Here is a 21,479-nt window from a genome sequence, read left to right as displayed (position 1 = left end):
TATCGCCGTGATTGCCCATAACTGGATTTTACAGCCTAAGAGTGGGTTTCACAGGTAGTAGATTGATGTATTCATTATTGACAAATAAATATCTATTAAAATCGTTAATAAATGAGTTGAGAACCAGTACTGACTCTTACTCCGGGTTTTGAACAGCACAACATCTGTTGAATAGAAGGCACACATCAAATATATCCTCCGAGGTTATGGGTAGATGAGACTACAGTGGGTTTAGCGGGGTTGTGATCCGTGGTTTTAATCGAATCTGGTGGCCGAAACTGGTTCAGATTTCTTTCGAAAGAGATTGGATTCTTGGGTCCAGAAAAGAATCAAGTCAACCCACTGATTCCCGTCCAGTACGGGTTCTAGAGCGGCTAGTCGTCTGCGATAGCCTTAGTGTTCGGTATCTCTGGATGTGCTTCGGTCTGTTCTGACATTGGCATCCACTCCAAGGATTCCTCGTAGTGGAAGATGCGGTGATCCTGAGTCGGATCGACGACTGTTAGTGAGAGCCAGTTGTTGTCCAGAATCTCGGTCAGTTCTTCATGGTCGGCCAAGATATCGGTGACCCGCTCAACCGGCGCGTGGACGACCGTCGAGAGACGGAGTGGTTGGTGGTACGGTTCGTCGTCTGCGATCATCAGCGACTGGAGCGGGAGCCCAGCCATCAGGTCGCCACCGTTGCCCTGATAGACACCGACGTTGCCGACTGGATTCTGGGTCACCTTCGACCCGCTGCCGTAGACGGCGTTGTCGACCGTAGAGAAGTAGTACTGGGTGTTGATCCACTGGGTGACGACCATTGGGCCAGTTAAGATGGCCTCTAACGCGTCTCCGTCGGAGTCGGTCGACCAGTCGTACGAGTGGAGGAATGCACGCCCGTCGAAATCACAGCCGCTGGTCAACTCGCGGGGGCCGATCACGAATCCGGCGTTCCCGGCTAACCCCCACTCTGGACGCGTCTCGGCCCAGTCGGCGGCACGGCGTTCCGTTTCGGTGATGCCGGTCGAACCGTCGGCCCCCATCGCCTCGACACGCTCAGCCGTCGCGTGGTCGCGAGCAGTCGCAAGATCCGCGCGCAACTTGTTGAGGTCGTCCGCGTGACTTTCGGGTACGTCGTCCGCGAACAGGTCCACTTCGTCCGTCGTCGTGTTGTGCTGACCGGCTATGAAAACCGTATCCTCGGGGATGTCGAACCCGCGGTCGCGAAGTTCAGTCTTGACGGCGTCGTCGTTACAAATCTTCGCGAGAACGTAGGCACTCGGGCCGCCGGGGTTGCCCGCACAGGCACCGCAGTCCAGACTTGAGTCGTAGGGGTTGTTTGTGGTCTCGCTGGCGTGCCCCGCGAAGACGACGAGGCGACTGAATTTCTCGAACCCCATCAACTCGAAGGCAGTGGCGGCGTATTCGACTTTCTCCTCGGTGGTCATCCCCACCGGCAGGTTGCCGGAGTAGGTGTACTGGTAGTGGACCAGCGGTTCACAGAACTCGTGATCGTCGGGCACCAACTCCGCGGCGGCGTCAATCAGGTCGTGAATACGCGTTGGAACGAGCGTCCGGGCCGCGAGTGAGAGCCCGTAGCCGCTCCCAGCAGTCTCGACGTATCCGTAGGCTGTGGCGGCGTTAGCCTCCAGCATTTCGATGGCTTCGTCGGCGGCCTCGCGGATGCCTGCCCAGCGATCGTGGCGTGTCTGGGTGTCCCTGTCGGTGGGAATTTCGGTGATGCGGTGCTGCGGGTCCAGAATCGGTGGACAGGCATCGACCGACACGTCGGCATCGTAGCCCTGATACTCCATCGGGATGCCAAAGAAGCCAGCGTATCCGTAGGTTTCGTAGTTACCCGTTGACTCCATATGACGACGGATAACCTCCGAGCGGGTGTCGATACAGAAAACCAACTGAGCGTCCGGGCGGCCTGAGGTGTCGCTGTCGTCCATTGACTGACTTTGGGCCGCGACGGTCCCGATGAGATCTTCGCGGTAAGTCGCTTCCCACGCGCGCAGGAACGCCTGAGCGAGGTCATCCGCTGGATGCGCCTTGCCCACATCGTTCGAGGGCTCGATGTTGGCGTCGATGGCGTCCAGTAGCGCCAGACGCGCTGCAAGGTATCCTTCTAGCGAAATCGGGTACGTCGACTGCCATACACCCTCGTTTTCGGCGCGCTGCTTGATGAACCCGGTCCACCCCGGGAGTGCAGCCAGCTGTTTCTCGAGGATGGGTACCCACTGGCTCTCAGGGTACGACTTCAGGACCACCTCAATGGCCTCGATTGGCGCTTCGGGCAAGTCGGCGACAACCCCCTCGTCGGGAATTTCGCTGTCGTATTCGGTCATTCCACGGAAGGCGGTGTAGAACCCTGCCTCCCGGTTCGGCATCGACCAGTGGGCACTTTCTTCATCGAGGAAGGCTGACAACCACTTGGTCAGTACCTTGTCGACGTGGTCCGTGATGGTGTCCGCGTCGCTATTCTCGACGTCGGCCGCGTCGGCCATACGGTCGAGTAACGTCGCTGGGTCGTCCTCGTAGCCTGCTTCAGCGAGCTCCCCCTCAAGGAGTTCCCGGTCGATCTGACCGCGTTCTAGCGCCGCCCTGAATGTCTCGGCGCTAGGGTAGCCACGGCCACCCAACAGAGCAGCGGCCTGTTCGACAGCCTCTCCAAACGGCTGGCCTTCAAACCCTGAGAGAGGGTTCGCCGTCACAAACGAGTGAATAGGCCAGAGGGAGCCGACGGTAGTCGCTGCTTCGTCGATATTGTCGCGGATAGTGGATTCAGTATTCATTGTACTCCTCCGTGGAAGTCAGTAGAGTGTTCGATGACGGTTGGGTGGCGTTCAGCAGTGCCACGTAGAGCCGTTGGCTGTGTTCATGTACCCCGCTCTCAATAGCGATGTAGATGCCGACGAAACCGACAGCGATGACCCCGTGGAGCAGGGTCAGTTCGGTCGTTGCCGTGCTGACAGACAGGAGGTTCGAGACCCCCTCATAGACAACGGCGTAGATAACGATGGCCGGGAAAAACACCAGCGGGACGGCACCGTAGCGGGCGAGCGTCGGAAGTGAGGTGTGCTCAACTGCGCTGCGGGCCGCGTGAAGCGTGGTAAAAACGACGAAGAAGGTCAACAAGAGGCCGCTGTCGACGCTTGCTCCCTTTCCTGTCAGCACCGTGAACACCATGCCACCGGCGAGACCGGTCAGCAACGCCACGACGAAGCCGACGGCACTCGTCATCCGACCGATTGTGTGTTCGGTGGTCTCGCTCGGAGTCGTGTGTTCGACCTGTTCACCCGAACTGAGGAACTGATAGGCCTTATAGAATCCGTGTAGAATGAGATGGGTGATCGCAGCCCCGAAGAAACCGAGACCGGCCTGCATGATCATAAAGCCCATCTGACCGACTGTCGAGCAGCCGAGTTTGCCTTTGATATCCGTTTGGACCGACTTCAGGAGCTTCCCACCGCCAGCACTCGCCGCACCGATGGCGACCACAGCGAGCATGAGCGTGGAGTCGACCGTAATAACCGGGGCGAAGCGGGTCAGCAGGATACCGCCCGCGTTGACGAACCCGGCGTGCATCAGCGCAGACGCCGGCGTCGGTGCGGTCATCGAGGAGAGCAGCCAGCTGTGGAACGGGATAAGGGCAGACTGGATCATTGCCGCGAGCACGAGCGCACCGGCTGCGACGAGCCACACCGAACCACCGAGCGTGTCGGCGGCTGCGCCGATTCCGGAGACCGTCGTCAAGCCGGTCGTCCACCACAGCGCCGTTAGTGCGATCCCAAGAAGTACACTACTAGCAAGAAAGTACTTGCGAGCGACCATTGCAGCAGCTTGTGCCTGCTTCCAGCCCCCATTGATGCCGATGAGCTCGGCCATCACTAGACCCATCGCCACCCATAGGAACCCGAACAGTGCGACGTGATCGGCCGCAACGAGTGCCATCACGGTTACCGTGAATCCGAACGTACCGATGAAGAATCTCGTTTTGTAGGTGCTCCCTGCCATGTAGCGGCGCGAGTAGCTGTGAACGATACCGCTGAAGAAGGTAACCACTACCCACATCAGCACAGTCAAGCCGTCGATGGCAACCAATCCGGGTATTTCCCACACGGCACCAAACCTGATTTTGACGATGAGGACGACGATACTTGTGACGAACAGCGACCACACGAGCCATGTTAGTGCACCAGGCACGAGCGGCGAATTCGCCGTCGTGTCCGGGAGCGGTCCGACCATCGGTTTCGAACTGTGTCCTGACATCGTTCAGCCCATCGTACGACTTATTGCGGCACCCGAGACGATCCTGCCGGGTCCGCATCTGGTCGTCCCTGCAACCTCCTATGAACAGACTGTTTGTTAAAGCTATTTGTATTCACAAACTGTTCAAAATAAGGCCATAATAGAACATTATAATTTCCAGCGGTGTGCAGAGATACCCAGTAATGTGGGTCAGGTCAGGAGGCTTGCGACACGTATCGACGCATCGTCAGGGAGACGAGCCCGAATTGTGGTCGGGTCTGTCACACCGTCTAAGGCAACCAGATACCGCCTGTCCGGGAACGAATTATACACACCGTCCTGATCATGCACGTAGCCAGCAATCGTCACCGACGAGGGGAAGGCCTGCTGGAGAAATTGGACCTGTTGGCGAACATTGTATTCAGTGAGTCGGTACTGTACCGTCTGAAGCGACAACGATTCCGTTAAGACTCCCTGCTCGAATCCCTTTCCGACGAGCGAGCGGAGCGGCTCCAACCGGGCTTTGATCCCGACAGGTGACTCTGTGTCGGGAGCAATCCATCGCTCATAGGCGTCTCCGAGAACCTCACAACTCGTGTGTCCCACAACGAGGACTGCTTTGATGTCATGCTGGGTTCTGAGGTGTTCGATAGTGCTGTCTGGAACCGTTTTCCCCTCGTAACGTTCCTGTGTCTGATTTCCGAGAGTCTCAACGCTAACGACGTTCCAAGTAGCGTCAACCGGCCATAGCGGTTCACTGAGCTTGCAACTGCTCATTAAGCACGAGATGGCGAGTGCCGTCTGCGCGTCAGGTTCGTGTCCCATGCCGCTTCGAGACCCGGCCCAGTCTTCGACTGACTCGATGACGGAGTCGAGCTTATTTGCGTTCATACCGCGCTATGACACCTCTGCTCCGACCCATTACTGTCAACGTCGGCCTTCTTCGACCATTCTGCTTTTTGAATTGGCATTACTTTACCAAATCGTTCGTTATGTTCATACAAAAAATCATATTGTTATCGGCCGGGCGGTATTAGCATGGAAGCACTCTCTGGAACTGTCCTCGTCGGCCGTTCGTTCAAGCCGATTCGGGGTCGTGTTGTTATCGAAGATGGTCAGATCGAGTGTTTTGAAAAGATGGAAACAACATCGACCGATATCATACTGCCGGCGTTTGTCAACGCTCATACGCATCTTGGTGACTCCGTCGCGAAGGAAGCCGCTGTCGGGTTATCGCTCGACGAAGCAGTGGCACCGCCTGACAGTCTGAAACACCGACAATTGGCGGCTGCTGACCGTTCCGACTTGGTATCAGCGATGCGCCGGACGCTCCGATTTATGGAGCGAACGGGGACAGTTGCCTGTTTAGACTTCCGAGAATCCGGTATTGCCGGGGCACGCGCGCTCCGTGAGGCGGCAGCGTCCGTTTCCCTCGACCCGTTCATCTTCGGGAGCGGAAAGCAGTCCGTCCTCGATGTTGCCGATGGGTACGGCGCCTCCGGGGCGAATGACGGCGACTTCACCGAACAGCGTGCTGCCAGCCGGAAACGCGCGGTGCCCTTTGCAATCCACGCTGGCGAACCCGACGCGACAGACATCCATCCGGCACTCGATTTGGAGCCAGACCTCCTCGTCCATATGGTGCACGCAGAAGAGGACCACCTGCAGCGAGTTACAGAGCAGTCAGTCCCGGTGGCGGTCTGTCCGCGTGCAAACACCGTTCTCAACGTTGGAACCCCTCCAGTACGGGAATTACTCGACCACACGACAGTCGCACTCGGGACTGACAACGTTATGCTGAATCCCCCGTCGATGTTTCGGGAGATGGCGTACACGGTAAAGCGGTTCAACGTGACCGCTCGAGAAGTGTTACGGATGGCGACGACGGCCGGTGCCGAAATCATCGGACTCGACTGTGGTGTCATTGCCCCCGGTCGGCGCGCAGCACTCCTCGTCCTCGATGGAGACTCGGACAACCTGACGGGTTCTGTTGATATAGTACAGGCTGTCGTTCGTCGCGCGACCGAGGTAGACGTCAAACGTGTTCTCGTCTAGGAGTCGTCTCCCCTCTGAGTCTTGGAATTGAATTTTCCGAAGGGCGTCGTCTCGTGACTCCGAACAAGGACTTCATCGGCAACGGTGAGCCCCATATCGAGAAGCTCCTGTGCAACCGGTGTAATATCGCTGTCCGTCTCGCCGACTGCAGTAACAAGGAGGTTCTCTTCACCAGTGACCAACTCCTGAACTGATACCACTCCATCAATATCCAGAATATCGGGAACGAGTTCACCACGTTCAGGGATCGAAGCGGTACAGTAAAGCAGCATTCGGAGCGGATAGCCTGATTTCTGATAATCGACGCTGGCGCTGTATCCTTTAATTATGCCATCAGATTCGAGACGTTGAATGCGCTTGCGGACAGTACTATCGGAGGTACTGGTCCGTTCCGCAATGTCTCCAGATGACATGTTTCGGGCGTCTTCTTGAAGTGCATATAGGATCGCTTTATCGACATCATCGATTTCCTCGCCAGTCATATCAGTAGATCCGTGACAAGGCCACTTTACCTTTGTACGTTGCATGAGTATGCAATAGAACTCTCCACTCGCTTCCCCCGGCACTCTCAACAGGTTCTATCATACAATAAGATACTGTGCTATCGTGAGGGAGTTGGTCGAGTGAATGTGTATGTATTGAAAAGATCAGTCTCAACTTCCCTCGCGCCGCCAGGAGTCGAAACTACTCTGTGTTTAACAGGGCTATGATGTATGATTCGGCTGAAGGCGCGATCAGAAACTGTTTCGAATCGGGGTTTCGAACTCTGAAAAGCCCGTCATCGATACTCCGAGATCGTTGGATACGGGACGTAGTAGCTGATCTCATCGATCCATATCGACAGCCATTCTTCAGCAGTGGCTTCATCGATCTTTCCAGCATCGATTGCAGCCACCAGAACCCCAACCGACCCGACAACGGTCACCCCTTGGTCTTTCGCAAACGATCGTGCATCTCCGTCGTCTGTCAGCAGTCGACCGTCGTGTGCGTCGGCGAGAGCGAACGCCTGTGCTTCCCCGGGATCGAGATGCCCACCAGCAACGGCTTCTCTGTTTGCGACAGTATCCGAAATCGTCGCGACAGGGATTTCGTTATCAAGCGTATCCAGTGCTCCCTGGAGATATGGGTGGTTATCAATGCCGTGTCCGAGCTCCTCACGAACGACTGGTACCGTACAGATTCCAGAGAGGTCAGCAACTACCCACAGTTGATCGATGTACGCAAAATTCGAGAGGACAGTCGTGTTCAAGACGCTCGGGTTCGCTGGGAGATCGTTGCCTGTCATTTAGCACGTGGCTCCTCATCGGCCGAGTCCTCATCATCGAAGTCGAGTTCGCGTGCTGCCTCTACCTCGTCGGCTGCGTCGTCTTCATCAACAAGCCCGAGGCGAAGTTCAACACCGTGCTCGCGGAGAATGTCACGCATCGTCCAGCGGTCGACATCGGCGAGTCTCGCAGCATCACCGAGAGTGATCCGTTCGCGTTCGTAGAGGGCCACCGCAGCTGCAATACGTTCGTTCTCGTGGTCCTCGAAATATTCACGCACGAACTCTCGCAACGCATCACTCTTGCCCCCGAACACACCAGCCTCGACAGCACCCTCGATGAGGAGGTCGAGGTCATCCGGGTAGGAGCCGGTAATTCGTGCCATCGTTCTATCCCAATCTACGTCTTCATACTATTTATGAACTACGCCAGAATGCCACATGCATTGGGACTATCAGTCTCAACTTCTGTCAGGGCTACTCTATGCGAGGTCACCGCTCACCGAGTTCCGAAAGCCGGGCCTGGATTTCCTCAGCATCTGCCTCAGAGAGCGCCTCAGCACCGAACTGGACGAGTAACGGGTAGAAGTGACGATTCTTCTTAAACTCAGTTTGGCCCGCCTTGCGAAGCTTCAGCTGAGACTCGAGGTAAGTATCCTCCATCTCGTTGAGGACATCGTCGGGGATGTAGATCGTCCGCCCGTTCCACTCGTCTTTGATGTTCGTTTTACTCGTTTTGTTCGTTTCACTCGTTGAGGTTGATTCAGTCGTTTCAGGTGCGGAGCTGGGTTCTACCTCCTCATCCGCCTCACTCGTTTCGGCCGAATCAACCTCATCGTCCTCTTCTTCGTAGTTACCTTCGATGCCGGATGCATCACCCCAGCCGTCGGTCATGCTTTCACCCCCTCAGGCGCGGTCTTTTCGAATGTCTCATCGAACAGGTCGGCGATTTCGTTGAACAGGTTACGCGCATCCTCGACGCGTTGGTTCTCCTTGCCGAAGCCGAAGACAGAGACGCCGTCGCCGATAGACTGTGAGAGGTCGGTACGCTTCGGAATTTCGAAGAGTGGAAGCGAATATGCCACCTTGATCTCCTCAATAGTGTCTCGGTGCTCGCTATTCTGCTCGACACGATTACAGACAATCGCGAGCCGATTGATATCGCCGTACGCCTGTTCGAGCGAGCTCAGCTGCTTCGCGAAAATTTGGAGGCTGTTGGCGTTGAGCTTCTCGGGAATGACGGGAATGACGACGTTGCCGGTCGCGACCAGGGCGTTGTCGGTGAGTACGTTCAGGGATGGCGGCGTGTCAACGAGGATATAGTCGTAGTTCTTATCGAGCTCGTCGAGCGTCATCTCCAGTCGTTCTCGACTCTTTGGCGCCTCAAGCAGCGTCTGGATGTTCTTGTTGTTTGCGAGCTTCTCGCTTGCGGGGAGGATATCAAACTCCTCGTGCTCGACGATGAGATCGTTTACCGATTCCATCTGGTCGAAATCAAGAACGTCGAACAGCGTTGTACGGTCGGTATCGTAGTACAGATCGTTGTAGCCAAGCGAGCAGGTGAGTCCCCCGTGGTAGTCGATATCGACCAGGAGGACATCGTGGCCTCGGGCGGCGAGTGCGCCGCCTGTGTGAATAACGTCGGTTGTCTTCCCAGCGCCTCCCTTCTGATTCGCCACCGTGATTCGTGCGGTATTGGTATCGGCCATTATCTTCGTTTCTCTCGTTGTGTTCGTTTCGTTCGTTTTATTCAGTGTGTTCGGTGAGGGTGTTTCACTCGGCGGGAGGATTACCACGATATTAAAACTAAGTGTTCGTTACACTCGTTGAAGCATATTCACTCGTTTTCATCAACCCATTCATTTTATTCGTTTCATTCGTTTCGATCGTTTTGTTCGTTTCGTTTGTCGTTCTGTTCATCGAAGATGGGGCAGCCAGTTTCTCCACACCAATTCGTTCTCCAGAATGCGCCCATTACATTCGTTTTTCTCATTCTGTTCGTTTCGCTCGTTGAATTCGTTATTGTCGTTTCGGGCGTTTTCACCAGGGATCAGGACTACCTCCGGGATGAAGAGAGATCGTGCTTCATGGGCAGTCGAGTACGACTTTTAACTTTCATCGGATTATTGGTAACTTCCTGATGTATGAGTTGCCCGACGACACGGCAGCACAGACTATCCTTGCCATCAAGAGTATGAAGCGGCGACGCTAGGGCATTCTCAATCGCGACGGTTCACCCGTCGTGGTCAATGTACTTAGCCTCCCATTCGGCTCGCGCCTCGATTTCTCTGGTGCCTCGACGAGTGGTGGTGTACTCGTTAGTTCGTCGATCGCGCTGACTTTTTTCGACAAGTCCCTTCTCAACAAGCGTGTCGAGATTCGGATAGAGCCGCCCATGATGGATCTCTTTTTCGTAATAATCCTCGAGCTCGTCTTTGATTGCGAGTCCATGTGGATCATCAAGCCCGGAGATTACGTACAGCAAGTCGCGCTGAAAGCCTGTGAGATCATACATACCCTCTCTTACGTATTCGAGTTTTGAAATACTACTGATCTTCGAAGTATAATTCTAATGAACGCTCCAGACTACTCGTAGTAGCTAATGCGATCAACAACTTCCGCGAAGGCGACATTCTCGCGGACATCAGTGATCTCGATAGTGACACGCTCACTCTGTTTGGTATCGGGAACAATAACGACGAATCCGCGCTCAACACGGGTGATGCCGTCGCCCTGGTCACCAATATCTTCGATTTCGACAGTGCGTTGTTCTCCTTCCTCGACAGGGGGCGTCTGTGACGTTTGCTGGGGCTGTGGATCGGTGTCAGTAGTGGTGGGCTCGCTGGTGGTGGGTGACGGCAACACAGCGACACGGTACGTTTCGTCCGCCTCTAGGTCGCCCAGGTGGAGCTCTTGCTCCGGTACCTCAATGACATACGACCCGTTGCGCTCTTCGACTTTCCGTAAACTACCCCACCCTACTTCGCTCGCCCCATACGGGGTTCGCTCGTTGAGAGTAGGGCTTTGATGTGGACTCCCAGCAATCAGTCGCCAGCAATGGGCTGGTGACTCTTGCCGTTCAACGTCCCACCATTCACACGCACGTCTACTGGTGCGTCTCCGCTCCCCGACGTGGGCGAGGAACGGAGGCTGTGTCTCTGTTTCCGGGCGTATCGAACCCCGATATTCTTCGCTGCATTGTAGTCCGCGTTGACCTCGTAACCGCATTTCTGGCACTCAAAGTGTTCTCCGTGGCGGTTGTCTTCATGTGTGAACCCACAGTCCGTCCGAGAACAACGTTGGGACGTGTGGTTCGGCTCGACCTGCTCCACGGAGACGTCTTGTTCTGGCGCTTTGTAATCGACATACTCGGCGAGGCGTCGGAACGCCCAGACGTGGTGCCACTTCGCCTGTGGAAGTCGCTCACGGATGCCCGTTAACTCCTCGAACACGATTACGTCACAGTCGTGTTCGACGGCTTCCTCGACGATCTCGTTGGCAACCGTGTGGATGTACTGTTTTCGCCATGCTTCTTCGCGCTTTCCGAGGCGAAGCAACGCGTTGTGAGCGGCCTGCGTGCCGCGCTGTTGTAGCTCACCACGCCGCTTCTCAAACTCGCGGCACCAGTGGTCGTAGTCGTCACCTTGCCAGAAGCGTCCCGTTGAGGAGACGGCGAGACTGTTAACCCCGAGGTCGATACCGAGGACTGTTTGGTGCCCGGTATCTTCCGAAACCTCGGACTCGTCATCATCGTCCTTCCGGGTTGTTATGTGGAAGTAGAACTCGTCAGTCGCCTTGTCGTATTGGAGTGTGCTCGCCCGGAATTCATACTTGTCCGAGAGAACGTACTGTTCGTAGGGCGTTGGGCTGTCCGCTGGAAGTTCAAACTCGCACTCAACCCGCCCATTGACGGTTGAGAGTGAAACTTTGTTCCGATAGAACGTCGCACTCCGCTTGTCATAGAGCATACTCCACGACGTGAACTCCGGCTGGCTCACACGCTTGCCCTGTTTCCACCGTTCGACGCACCCTTTCGTCGCTTGGACGGCGCGTCGGATGGCTTCTTGAACGAGGTTCGCTGTGAGTTCAGTTTCTTCCCGCAGCTCCACGTAGAGTGCGTCTCGCGCAGTTGAGTTCACCGTGACGCAGTTCGTGTAGGAACGGTCGTCCCAACAGAACTCGGCAGCACGATTTGCGCAGTGAAGGAACTGTCGCGCGGATTCGTGGAGGTCGCCGTACCGCTCATCAGGAACGATGAGTTTGACCGGCGCGGTTCGACGCACCTCCATATTTCAGACTAATACTTGACGGTACTAATATGATTGGGAGTCGGGTAGCTACTGTCGTGCGGTTGTGTCGTCGGTTGTCGGTTTCCTCTCCGACCTACTCGCTCGCTACACTCGCTCCCTGAGGTCGGAGGCTCCACCTTGAATTATGCTGAAATCTCCATTTGTAGACCGTACACCGCATACGCGACGAACCACACATTATTCTGCTGTCTCTCTACTCCGGGGCTACAACGTCCTCACACGCCGGACACTCGGTCCACACGCCCTTTGTGCCGTCGTCCTTCTCGTACTCAACGAGAATCCACGCTTCGGATATGTCCTCACCACATTTCGGACACCGACCGAGGGGCGATTCGTCAGCGTTCATGGAAGGGGTGGAAGGAGCGTGTGACAGTGTTCCTTCCAAATGGATATCTGCTGGTCTTGAACCTAAGCCTTTGGCGGCTTTGCGGGCCAAACACACTAGGTTTCCAGTGGATGTAGGCTACTAGTCTGATTAACCAACATGCGCTCTTTCTCTACTCTGTTGGTTAAGATTGTGCTCGATCGCCACCCAACTTTCAAAGATTCGAACTCCTCGCGAGTGGACCGATCTGTCCCTTTTTATTCGCTCTTGGACAACCCAGCGTGAATGTCTCGACGACAGGGATCTCTAACACCAACCCAAACAGTGGAGATTGCCACACTCTCAGGGGTTGCTGGTGTTCTCGTTGCCGTTCATCTCTTCCTCCCCAACCCTCTCCGATCGCAGTTCCTGTTCACATACGGCGAGCCTACTGTTGTCTCGGCCTGGACTGCGGCGATCCTCCACGATAGCGTTTCACATCTAGCGTCTAGCGTAACGTGGTACGTGATCGTGATGGCATCGGCGTACGCACTCACTACAACGTGGGAGCGTCGACGTCCGTTCTGGTTCGCTGTAGTCGGGTGTCTCGTGCTCGCGCCGCTAGTGACAAAACTCGCAGATTACTGGCTGTTGAAACTGCAGTGGAATCTTGTTGCAGACGCGTCGACGGCACGCGGGTTTTCCGGGGTCGTGAGTGCGTTCGGTGGATTGCTGTACGTCTCACTCGCACGTACAGTGACCGAGAGGTATGGCTATGCCGCCGGCGTCGTGACGACGGGAACAATTGTCCTCGGAGCGCTCTCCGCGCTCGCAATAACGTCTGCTGTGCTGTCTCCATCTGTAGCTGTCATCCTTTGTACGATTGCAGCCTTCGCGATCGGAATCGGGATTGTCAGAAACAGGGCTAAAATTCCGACGTGGCGGGCATGGGCTTGGTCACAGCGTGATGGACTCCTGCCTATCGTAGTTGCCTGTGTAGTAGTGGTCGTACTCCTTTCGCAGCTATTCCAAGTCCAACTGGATGAAACGGGGCGATTTGTCAGCGTAATCGCTCATGGTACAGGGTTTGCGACCGGCATGATCGTTACTGTACTCGGGCTCATCGCGGAGTACATCGGCCACCGATCGGCTAAGAAACCGGGTAACCGCTTGGGGACATCAACTGAGTGATCTACGAATCGTCTTCCGGCGGTGGCCGTTTCGAGAGCTGATCAAACCGATTCTGGGCTGCGTCTTTTCGCTTCGTGGTCTGTTCGGGTTCGTACTGTACTGTCTCCAAGTCGCCGTCGACAACGGTGACTGTGAGGATCGCATCGGCGTGGTGCCCGTCCTCAGGGAGTCGATCAGCTTCTAGGACAGCATTCTCTACCTCCTCGCCGTCTCGTTCGAAAAACACGGTAGCGAATCCATCTTCGAGTGAGTCCACCACAGCTGTGTATTCGCCGTTGTCCAGATCAACTAGATCAGTCATGAATATGTCTCCTCTAGGACACGCTCCCCGTTAGGAGTACTGACGATCACGGTATCCCCGTCGTTGTTCCAAATCGGCGACCCAGAACCCCAGTACAATTCAGTAGTTGTACTCGTACCACTGCCTGTATGAAGTGTCACTGATTCACCGGCAGCAAGCTCAAATCCCTCAGGAATAGTGTACCTCTGACCTGCTTCGTCTTCGATTGTCCAGCCAGAGAGATCGAGCGTCTCGTTACCGGTGTTCTCAAAGACGACGTATTCGTCATTGAGGTTGTCTCGGTCATCACCAGCCGCGTCCGCGTGGATTTCAGCGACTGTCAGGGCGGCTTCAGCTGTCGTCTCATCCGTCTCGCTGTCCGTGTCATCGGGAGTGTCGTTGCTACCAGTGTAGATACTGGTTGTCCCATCGCTCTCAATGCGGGCCCGGTCACTAACAGCGTCAGGCGCTCCAACGTCGATCGGATCGCCCTCACGGATCGTACTCGGATCAGTCGGGGCGTCTCGTTGGGTTTGGACAGTAACGTTCTGTCCGTTACTGGTCAAGATGATGTTGCCGTGTGTTGCGGTCCAATACGCTGGGAGTGATCGCTCAGCGAGTCGTTGGAGGACCTCCTCGTGGGGATGTCCGTACTGGGAATCATACGCGCTCGAGATAACGACTGCTTGCGGATCGACCGCATCAAGAAACGCTCCACTTGACGAGCTCGCAGAGCCGTGGTGGCCGGCTTTCAGAATTGTCGAGTCCAGCTCTGGTCCGTATTCGTCGACGAGGTATGCTTCCTGATCGTCTTCGGCATCGCCTGAAAACAGGAAGCTCGTTTCGCCGTAGGTGAGCTTGAGGACGATGCTGTTCTCGTTGCGATCTTCGTTTTCGAGGTACGGATCCGGTGGGCCGAGGACATTGACATCGACATCGCCAAAGTCGATCGTGTCACCCTCACGCGTTTCGTACAGCGTCACGTCGTGTGCTTCGATCGCGTCGAGATACTCAGCGTAGGTTTGTGTGCTTGACGCGATCCCGGGGTCGTACACCGCGCCAATCCCGTCGGCTTCTGTTTCGTAGTACTCGATGATCGCGGCGTTGCCACCGATGTGATCTGCGTCACTATGCGATGTGACGAGATGATCGATTCGCGAGATATCATGGCGTTGGAGATACGCTAGGACGTACTCGCCGTCGTCGTTGTAGTGGCCCGTATCAACGAGCATTGTCTCACCATTTGGGCTCGTGATGAGCGTGCTGACCGATTGACCGACGTTGATGTAGTGGACCTCAACACTCCCGTTGGTTGTGACAGGAGAGGCCCCGTTGGCTGGTTCCGGATCAACAGGAGCCGGGTCACCAGAGATTCCGCCGGCACAACCGGCGAGGAGAACCATCCCGGCGATGACGAGAAGAGTAGTGAGCTTTTCTGGCGAGTCCATGGACACAGTCGACGTCGGTAGAGTGTAAAGCTACGCGACTCCGACGGAGTGGCCTAGCTGGTAGTGAGCTGCTGAACGTCAGGCGTAAGTTGGCATCGATAAAGAGGAGCCGGAGTTACGTTCGGTGTGTTCGGACCAGATCTTTGAGTTCTGATTTGCTGAGCTGGGTGATCCTGCGCCGGTTACCATCATGGGTGTAGAAGATTGAAGCAGAGACCGACCGATCCGGATATTGGTCGGCAACGACGTGGTAGTATATGCTGAGCTGTTTCTTGTATTCGTCTTCGGCGTGGGTGGTGAGATCAGTTTTGTAGTCGATGATATCGACCTGATCAGGCGTGATATGGAGCAAGTCGATGATCCCACCGATCGTCACCTCCGTGTCGTCCACAATCAACGGAAGGAACGCGTCGATTTCGGCTTGCTTCTCGCCGTCAAGTGACTCTAGGAGGTCCCGCACATTCTCTTTATCAGGGTTGCCGTCGGTGTCGACAGCCTCGTCGAGCACATACCGCTCTGCGAACTCGTGGACATCAGACCCAAACTCCATCCCTCGACCACCGGTGTCCCCTTCGAATACCGCGTCGTCAATGAATGTATGCGGAGAGTAGCGTGCCGGCCCATCTGGCTCCGGAATATCAACCGTAAACGGTGAATGTTCGTCCTCTATCGGGCCGAAGGCCGACAGAACTGGATCCACAGATTCGATGTCAACGGGAAGTTCATCGAGGAACACGTTCGGATCCTCACCGCCGGTCAAAATGACGTGGCTCTCAGCGCGCGTAATAGCCACGTAGAGGAGGCGGCGTTCCTCATCGTAGTTCGGCGGGAGACACTTGTTGAGAACGTCTGTCTGCCAATTGTCGTAGACGTGTGGCACATCGTGAGCCTCTTCAGAGTACACCTTCCGCTGTCGGAGTCCGACCGGATCGGTATACGCAATATCGCTCCCACTGCCGCCGGTCGACGGGAACTTGTTTCTGTTCATATTCGCAAGGATGACGATCGGGTATTCGAGGCCCTTTGTCGCGTGGATCGTCTGAACAGTCACCGCATTCGTCCCCGCACCAGCGTCAACCTCGTGGGTACTGCCATCGTCGATCGCCGCTTCGATGAACTGAATCAGTTCTCCACGGGTGAACGTTGTCGTCCCATAGACGGACTGGACCGTGTCGAGAACGACGTCCGCAGTTGGGCCGCTCCGATCGTATCGATCGAACACGCGACGGGCGACACCGCCGAATGTCTCCATCTCTCGGAGCTCTTCGCGGAAGGTAACCATCGCGTCAGGGTACGCGTCACCGTCGAGGATCGCGTTCACCTCGTCGATCGTATACCCGGCTTCCGCTAAGACGAGCGCCCAGCCCCGATCGGCGTTGCGTTCGAGGATCCGAAGCCACGCTAACAGGAGCTTTGCGGCGTCCGTTCGGAACACCTCAATCCCACCTTCATACGCCATCGGGAGGTCGTACGCGTTCGCCGTGTCGAGTAGGTCCCGGCCGAAGTCGCGAGTCCGGGTCAAGACGGCGACATCGCCGTAGTTCGGCGCGCGGTACTCGCCGTCATCACCCTCAACGGCGTAGTCGTCATTGTCGACGATGGCGTCGATTTTCGCGAGGATCGCCTCGTGTTCGTCCTCGCTCGTGAGCGCCTCGATACGACTATCATCACGGTCCGTATCAGCCTCCAACGGCGTGACTGTCTCAGAGATAGCTTCAGTATCCAGTGATTCGCTTTTCGTCGCACGCGCTGTCAGCGCATGTGTTGAGAACTCCAAGATAGACTGTGTCGACCGATAGTTTCGCGTCAACCGTTTGCCGGCAGCCTTCGTCGGCGAGAAGGTGACTCGCTCTGCGTCTCGGTTGAGTTCATCGACGAACCGGTGGAGCCGATCATCGAACTCACGGATGTTGTCGACGTCGGCGTATTGGAAGCTGTAGATACTCTGCTTCCAATCACCAACCACACAGATATTGTCGGTGCCGGCGAGAAGAAGCATCAGCTTGAACTGGATCTCACTCGAGTCCTGAAACTCATCGACCATCACGTACTCGTATCCGAGCCGCTCTCGGAGGTCGTGGTCTTCACACAGAAGCACGAACGCAAACAGCTGCAGGAACCCGAAGTTCAGGTAATTCCGTCGCAGCGCAAACTCGAGGTAGGCGTGATACACGTCATGAACGAACTGCTTGAGTGCCGTTCGATCCTCCTCGAAGACGCGTTCTGCGACAGCCGCTGGGATCTGCTTGCCGTCTCCTCGAAGCTCCCATTGTTCAGGGGCGTCCGGGAGGTAGGTTTTCTCCTTCCCGTAGTCGTTAAGCTTCTGGCGGAGCTTCGACTGCCTGCTACCACCATTTCGGGGTTCGTTTATCTCGGCGAACAGCGTCTCGAACGCCGCAAAATCACCGTCGAGGTGTGACTCACCGTCGCGGTACCAGCCGGTTGCGGTGGGAAAGACACCCTTCGCAGACAGCTCTTTGATGAGATCGAGCAGTTCTGTCGTTTCTGAGATCGCTGTGAAGAACTCGGTGTACTCGGGGTGCGAGTCGATGAACTGGCCGATGAACTCTCGAAACAGCGCCTGTTCGATGATGTCGTCTTCGATGATCCGCGTCGAGCCGGTGATCGTCTCCTCCACGCCGAGATATGTCGGCGCATCATGGCCGTGTTCATCAAGGATATCGTGTGCTAACGAGTGGAACGTCTGAATGGGGGCGTTTGAGAGCTCCCGCATTCCGTACTCGCTGTTCCGCACAATCCGGTCGCGCATCTCCTCGGCGGCGTTATTGGTGAACGTGACCAACAGGACATCGGACGGATCAACCCCATCCTGTGCGACGATATTCGCGTATCGGCGGGTGACGGTGAAGGTCTTCCCAGTGCCAGCGCCCGCATCGACGAGGTACAGGCCCTCGATCGCGTTAATGAGTTCGCGCTGTTCCGGATTCGGTTCGACATCGCTCATTGGTCTCCCTCTAAGAGCAGATCCCGATTGTCGACCCGCCGGTAATTCGGCTCGCCGGCAAGTCCCTCGATGGGAAACGGCTCGTCACCCGTGCGACGTCGGTTGAGCTCTGTCAATCGCTCCTCAACGAACGACTCAAACGCATCCAGATCCGGCTCAAAGAACGCACCCTTCTGTTGCCGGGCGATTTCCCGCATAACCTGTTTGCTCCCCGTCGTTACGTAGACGAATTCACCAATCTCTGATCTTAGTCGTTCAATCATCGTCCGGCCAAACTCTGACTCAATGAGTTCGTCGCTGTCAGCTGTCTCAGCGAGTGGTGCGGCATCGAAGAGAGCAGCGTATGTCTGATAGTCGATCTTCGAGAGGGTCTTCTGGCAGTCGTTAGCCCCCTCCTCACGAAGGTACTCGAAGAACTCCTCTGTTCGGACGTGTTCTGTGAGAGAGTATGGATAGTAGGTCACCGTCGTCAGCGCGTCGTCGAGATCGACGTCACCGGCGATGGCGTCGTCAACGAGTTCAGTGACGTAAAAGAACGTGAATGAGAGCTGCTTATCCGGGGTTTGTGAACGCCAGTAGGTGAGATACAGCAACGCCTGAAAGTCAGGCTCGTCGGATGGGTTGTCGATCGCGGCGTCTTGGACGATCGAATTGGCGTCGTTCTTACTCCCACTTTTGTAATCCAGCAGCTCGGTTTGCGACTGGACAAGATCGATCATTCCGTTGACACCAAGATCCTCATCAACAAACCGGCGTTCAGTTACCGGCGACTCGATATCGTACCCGAAGTAGTCGGCAATAGCGTTCTCAGTACTGCTGGAGGGTGTAAGGAACGCTCCGTCTGTCGGAGGGTTGTCGTCGAGGTACGAGACGATTGTTTCGAGGCTAACACGGTACTCAGTGCGGCGAGTCTGTTCATCAACGGAGCGGATCAGCGGACGGACTTCATCAAGCATGAGGTCAACGACGTCTGTCAACGCCGCGTCGTCGACGACCGCAGGATGGGTGACGTAGAACTCCGCAAAGTCATGGAACAGGTTGCCTTCAGTGAGATACTCTTTTGCTGGACCGTCGACGATCCGGCTGAAGTAGTAGTCTCGGGGGGAGTTCACGTAGGTGTTGAGACTCGACTTACTGATCGTCTCGACTGGGTCAGGAGACACGTCAACTGACTCTGTGTTGAATACAGCCCCGTCATGTGGTTCAGATCGGAGTTGATGGGTGGTAGACGGCAGCTCTGAGAAACGATCGTACTCTTGCTCGAGGAGTTCTTCGAAGTACAGACACGGGGTAACCGGCGATCCGCCGGTCGCATCCTGAACGAGATAGTGTTGCTGGCTCCCGCTCTGTAACAGCAACTGGAAGCTCTTGAGATTCCGCGTGAACTGAGCATCCTGATCAACCCACGGACGACGTGGTGCCGAGTGTGTCCATCGATCATCGAGACCGAGATAGAAGACGACCTCACGGCCAACGTATGATGCCGACTTCGCGTCGGCGAGCAGAACGCCTTCGTTATCCCGGTCGACAGGGACCTCATACGTCTGTAGATAGAACGACAGCTCGTCGAGGCGTGCCTCCGTGACGGGCTCGTCGGCGATACCAAGCTCATCTAGCTCCGTTCGAAAGGCCTCAAGCGTGTCGTCGGTGCGGTGTTCGAATACCGAGAGCGCGTCCGAAAACGTGTACTCCTGGATCTCGTGACAGAAGTCGATCAGCCACGAAAGGTCATCATCATCGAGTTCGTGGAGCCGCTTGTCTGCCTCACGGTCGGCCACATCACAGTCAAAGGCTGTCAGTAGCGACCGAATTTCGCTGATCCGAGTGTCAGTTCCTCGGTGGGCAGTCCGGAGGAGATGAAGGAACAAGCGGTGTTCGCTGCGATCAGTAAAGCCCGGTCCGCCGAAAAATGGGATGTCGGCTGCCTCGAGTGCGGACTCAATGAGCGGCGAGTACTCACTTTCCTGATCGAGGACGATCCCGACGTTTTCGGCGTTTGTCTCGGTGACCGCATTCACCACTGTTTCGATGATCGCTGTTGGTGACTCATGGATGCGAAACGGGGGCAGCTCAAACTCTGTGTCGGCAAAGAGACTGACCGTATCGTACTCAGTAGGCAGATACGCTCGTTCGAGTTGCGTGAGCATCTCCGGCTCGACGACAACCACATCGAGATCTGAATCGATAGTGTCGGTTGTGAGCTTCATCGAGGCCGTCTCAAGGTCACCGATTCGCTCAACAGCTCGTTGGGTAGCCTCGTCGACGTAGGCGTCGTACTCGAAGATAGCCTCGTGGGATCCTTGGTGTTCCCAACACTGGAGGATATTCCCAACTGCGTAGGCGCACCGTTTCCACGAAATATCTTCATTGGCGATCATGCCGAGAAACGCGAGTCGGTCCTCAGATTCTTGCCGGCGACCGACTGCAAGGCGACGTGGGGGGATCGCAAACGGACCGAGGTGTGACCGATCAAGCTGGCGGTTGAGGGCGCTCGCGAGCGGTCCGTCAGGGGTAATCACTCGGTCGTATGAATTGACTTCGTCGTAGAGTTGACGTGGCGATTTTGCGCGGGGAAATGGCACATCACGTTGAATCGGGGATATCGGTTAAATCTTTGTTAGATGTTATTCACTCTCCGTGTCTGCGATTCCCTCGGTTTTCATATCAAGATCACTCCCCGAACTGATAGTGATCACTAACAATCTGGCCCCTTTGAGAGCCGTTGATTGGGCTCATTCGACCGAGTTTTGGTCCAGTCGAGGTTGTATATAAATAGCGGAGGTTTGCGAATTATTCGAAAAGGGCTACCTTTTCGACGCTCTTTAAGATCGGCTGTCCCACATAGAGGGGTACTAAAGCAGTAGTATATACTCAGGCGCTCATGTATCGCAAATTGTTGATGTAGTGCCGTCTTGCGATTTTGGCATTAAGCGACCGAGATGAGAATCAGCTGTCTGAACGGTCTGCCGATCATTTCTCACTCTCACCACTTTTGAAAGAACTGGATCAACAATCTCATACAGAAGAGCGGCTCGTTCATTTGGTCGGTGTGGTGGTCAAGCACAGTGTGGTCTGTCTGTTTCAAATGTGCCGACTGTGAAGTAATCCGGGTTCCCGGCCGTTGCTTACACCTTCGCGCTCAGATCATAGCCCCGTATTTACTTAACTTTTCCATTATTGGTGATATAGCAACATGCGAGTCTAAACTAGTGATGGCGGTAGCGACATTAGCGAAATCAGCGGAAAGAGAGGTCAGTTGTCTCGAAATTTGTCTTCTCGATCCGGTCTTTGATTCGTGACAGTAGCTCCTCAACTTCTATTTCTCCGCTGTTGATCCGGGCGTCAAGCTTCGATAGAGAGCGTTAGCCGTAGGGTCACAATCTAAGAGCGTCCCCGGAAATCGCTCCGTTATATAATTGCTTCGGT

General features: G+C 55.6%; 18 protein-coding genes. 2 read left to right on the top strand and 16 right to left on the bottom strand.

Annotation, left to right across the window (positions count from 1 at the left end):
* Nucleotides 1-374: 374 nt before the first annotated feature.
* The 3 genes from ACFQMF_RS16235 to ACFQMF_RS16225 all read right to left on the bottom strand — a co-directional run bounded on the left by ACFQMF_RS16235 (nucleotide 375) and on the right by ACFQMF_RS16225 (nucleotide 5,127).
* The gene (locus ACFQMF_RS16235) at nucleotides 375-2,780 is read right to left on the bottom strand and encodes a DUF2309 domain-containing protein (RefSeq protein WP_256409777.1); all 2,406 of its coding nucleotides are present in this window, start codon (nucleotides 2,778-2,780) and stop codon (nucleotides 375-377) included.
* A complete protein-coding gene (locus ACFQMF_RS16230) occupies nucleotides 2,770-4,257 on the bottom strand; it encodes a proton-conducting transporter transmembrane domain-containing protein (protein ID WP_256409776.1) in 1,488 nt (495 codons plus the stop codon). Before ACFQMF_RS16230 ends, ACFQMF_RS16235 begins: the two co-directional genes overlap by 11 nt.
* Before the next feature lie 189 nt (nucleotides 4,258-4,446).
* On the bottom strand, nucleotides 4,447-5,127 hold the full coding sequence (locus tag ACFQMF_RS16225) for a carbonic anhydrase (RefSeq protein ID WP_256409775.1): 681 nt from the start codon (nucleotides 5,125-5,127) through the stop codon (nucleotides 4,447-4,449).
* Nucleotides 5,128-5,274: 147 nt separating this feature from the next.
* Between ACFQMF_RS16225 and ACFQMF_RS16220 the strand changes: the two genes are divergently transcribed.
* Entirely contained in the window at nucleotides 5,275-6,291 is a 1,017-nt protein-coding gene (locus ACFQMF_RS16220; RefSeq protein WP_256409774.1) for an amidohydrolase family protein, read from the top strand.
* Here the strand turns inward: ACFQMF_RS16220 and ACFQMF_RS16215 are convergent.
* From ACFQMF_RS16215 to ACFQMF_RS16175, 9 genes are all read right to left on the bottom strand, one after another.
* Nucleotides 6,288-6,773: an Lrp/AsnC family transcriptional regulator gene (locus tag ACFQMF_RS16215; protein ID WP_256409773.1), complete on the bottom strand. Its 486-nt coding sequence runs from the start codon at nucleotides 6,771-6,773 to the stop codon at nucleotides 6,288-6,290. The two genes, ACFQMF_RS16220 and ACFQMF_RS16215, sit on opposite strands and share 4 nt — an antisense overlap.
* Before the next feature lie 296 nt (nucleotides 6,774-7,069).
* The gene (locus ACFQMF_RS16210; RefSeq protein ID WP_256409772.1) at nucleotides 7,070-7,576 is read right to left on the bottom strand and encodes a PIN domain-containing protein; all 507 of its coding nucleotides are present in this window, start codon (nucleotides 7,574-7,576) and stop codon (nucleotides 7,070-7,072) included.
* On the bottom strand, nucleotides 7,573-7,941 hold the full coding sequence (locus ACFQMF_RS16205; RefSeq protein ID WP_256409771.1) for a UPF0175 family protein: 369 nt from the start codon (nucleotides 7,939-7,941) through the stop codon (nucleotides 7,573-7,575). The genes ACFQMF_RS16210 and ACFQMF_RS16205 overlap by 4 nt, the downstream gene beginning before the upstream one ends.
* A 106-nt stretch (nucleotides 7,942-8,047) precedes the next feature.
* The gene (locus ACFQMF_RS16200; protein WP_256409770.1) at nucleotides 8,048-8,449 is read right to left on the bottom strand and encodes a hypothetical protein; all 402 of its coding nucleotides are present in this window, start codon (nucleotides 8,447-8,449) and stop codon (nucleotides 8,048-8,050) included.
* Nucleotides 8,446-9,264 carry a ParA family protein gene (locus ACFQMF_RS16195; RefSeq protein ID WP_256409769.1) on the bottom strand — a complete coding sequence of 273 codons (819 nt, stop codon included), beginning with the start codon at nucleotides 9,262-9,264 and terminating at the stop codon, nucleotides 8,446-8,448. Before ACFQMF_RS16195 ends, ACFQMF_RS16200 begins: the two co-directional genes overlap by 4 nt.
* 524 nt (nucleotides 9,265-9,788) lie before the next feature.
* Nucleotides 9,789-10,070, bottom strand: coding sequence for a helix-turn-helix transcriptional regulator (locus ACFQMF_RS16190; protein WP_256409768.1), 282 nt, complete (start codon nucleotides 10,068-10,070; stop codon nucleotides 9,789-9,791).
* Between the two features lie 71 nt (nucleotides 10,071-10,141).
* Complete coding sequence (locus ACFQMF_RS16185; protein ID WP_256409840.1) at nucleotides 10,142-10,486, bottom strand: TRAM domain-containing protein; 345 nt, start codon at nucleotides 10,484-10,486, stop codon at nucleotides 10,142-10,144.
* A gap of 113 nt (nucleotides 10,487-10,599) precedes the next feature.
* Entirely contained in the window at nucleotides 10,600-11,844 is a 1,245-nt protein-coding gene (locus ACFQMF_RS16180) for an RNA-guided endonuclease InsQ/TnpB family protein (protein WP_256409767.1), read from the bottom strand.
* Nucleotides 11,845-12,058: 214 nt separating this feature from the next.
* Nucleotides 12,059-12,211 (bottom strand): DUF7837 family putative zinc-binding protein, encoded by a 153-nt coding sequence (locus tag ACFQMF_RS16175; protein WP_256409766.1) that lies wholly within the window; start codon nucleotides 12,209-12,211, stop codon nucleotides 12,059-12,061.
* Nucleotides 12,212-12,475: 264 nt separating this feature from the next.
* Between ACFQMF_RS16175 and ACFQMF_RS16170 the strand changes: the two genes are divergently transcribed.
* Nucleotides 12,476-13,360 carry a hypothetical protein gene (locus ACFQMF_RS16170; RefSeq protein WP_256409765.1) on the top strand — a complete coding sequence of 295 codons (885 nt, stop codon included), beginning with the start codon at nucleotides 12,476-12,478 and terminating at the stop codon, nucleotides 13,358-13,360.
* A gap of 1 nt (nucleotide 13,361) precedes the next feature.
* On the opposite strand, the gene ACFQMF_RS16165 is transcribed toward ACFQMF_RS16170, so the two are convergent.
* The 4 genes from ACFQMF_RS16165 to ACFQMF_RS16150 all read right to left on the bottom strand — a co-directional run bounded on the left by ACFQMF_RS16165 (nucleotide 13,362) and on the right by ACFQMF_RS16150 (nucleotide 20,635).
* Nucleotides 13,362-13,661 (bottom strand): DUF3006 family protein, encoded by a 300-nt coding sequence (locus ACFQMF_RS16165; protein WP_256409764.1) that lies wholly within the window; start codon nucleotides 13,659-13,661, stop codon nucleotides 13,362-13,364.
* Nucleotides 13,658-15,088, bottom strand: a complete 1,431-nt coding sequence (locus tag ACFQMF_RS16160; RefSeq protein ID WP_256409763.1) for a lamin tail domain-containing protein — start codon at nucleotides 15,086-15,088, stop codon at nucleotides 13,658-13,660. The genes ACFQMF_RS16165 and ACFQMF_RS16160 overlap by 4 nt, the downstream gene beginning before the upstream one ends.
* A 115-nt stretch (nucleotides 15,089-15,203) precedes the next feature.
* Nucleotides 15,204-18,053 (bottom strand): UvrD-helicase domain-containing protein, encoded by a 2,850-nt coding sequence (locus ACFQMF_RS16155; RefSeq protein ID WP_256409762.1) that lies wholly within the window; start codon nucleotides 18,051-18,053, stop codon nucleotides 15,204-15,206.
* On the bottom strand, nucleotides 18,050-20,635 hold the full coding sequence (locus ACFQMF_RS16150; RefSeq protein ID WP_256409761.1) for a PD-(D/E)XK nuclease family protein: 2,586 nt from the start codon (nucleotides 20,633-20,635) through the stop codon (nucleotides 18,050-18,052). The genes ACFQMF_RS16155 and ACFQMF_RS16150 overlap by 4 nt, the downstream gene beginning before the upstream one ends.
* Nucleotides 20,636-21,479: the final 844 nt, after the last annotated feature.

Source organism: Halorubrum rutilum (assembly GCF_042665015.1).
Classification (GTDB): Archaea; Halobacteriota; Halobacteria; order Halobacteriales; family Haloferacaceae; genus Halorubrum; species Halorubrum rutilum.
This window is presented reverse-complemented; position numbering and strand designations above follow the sequence as displayed.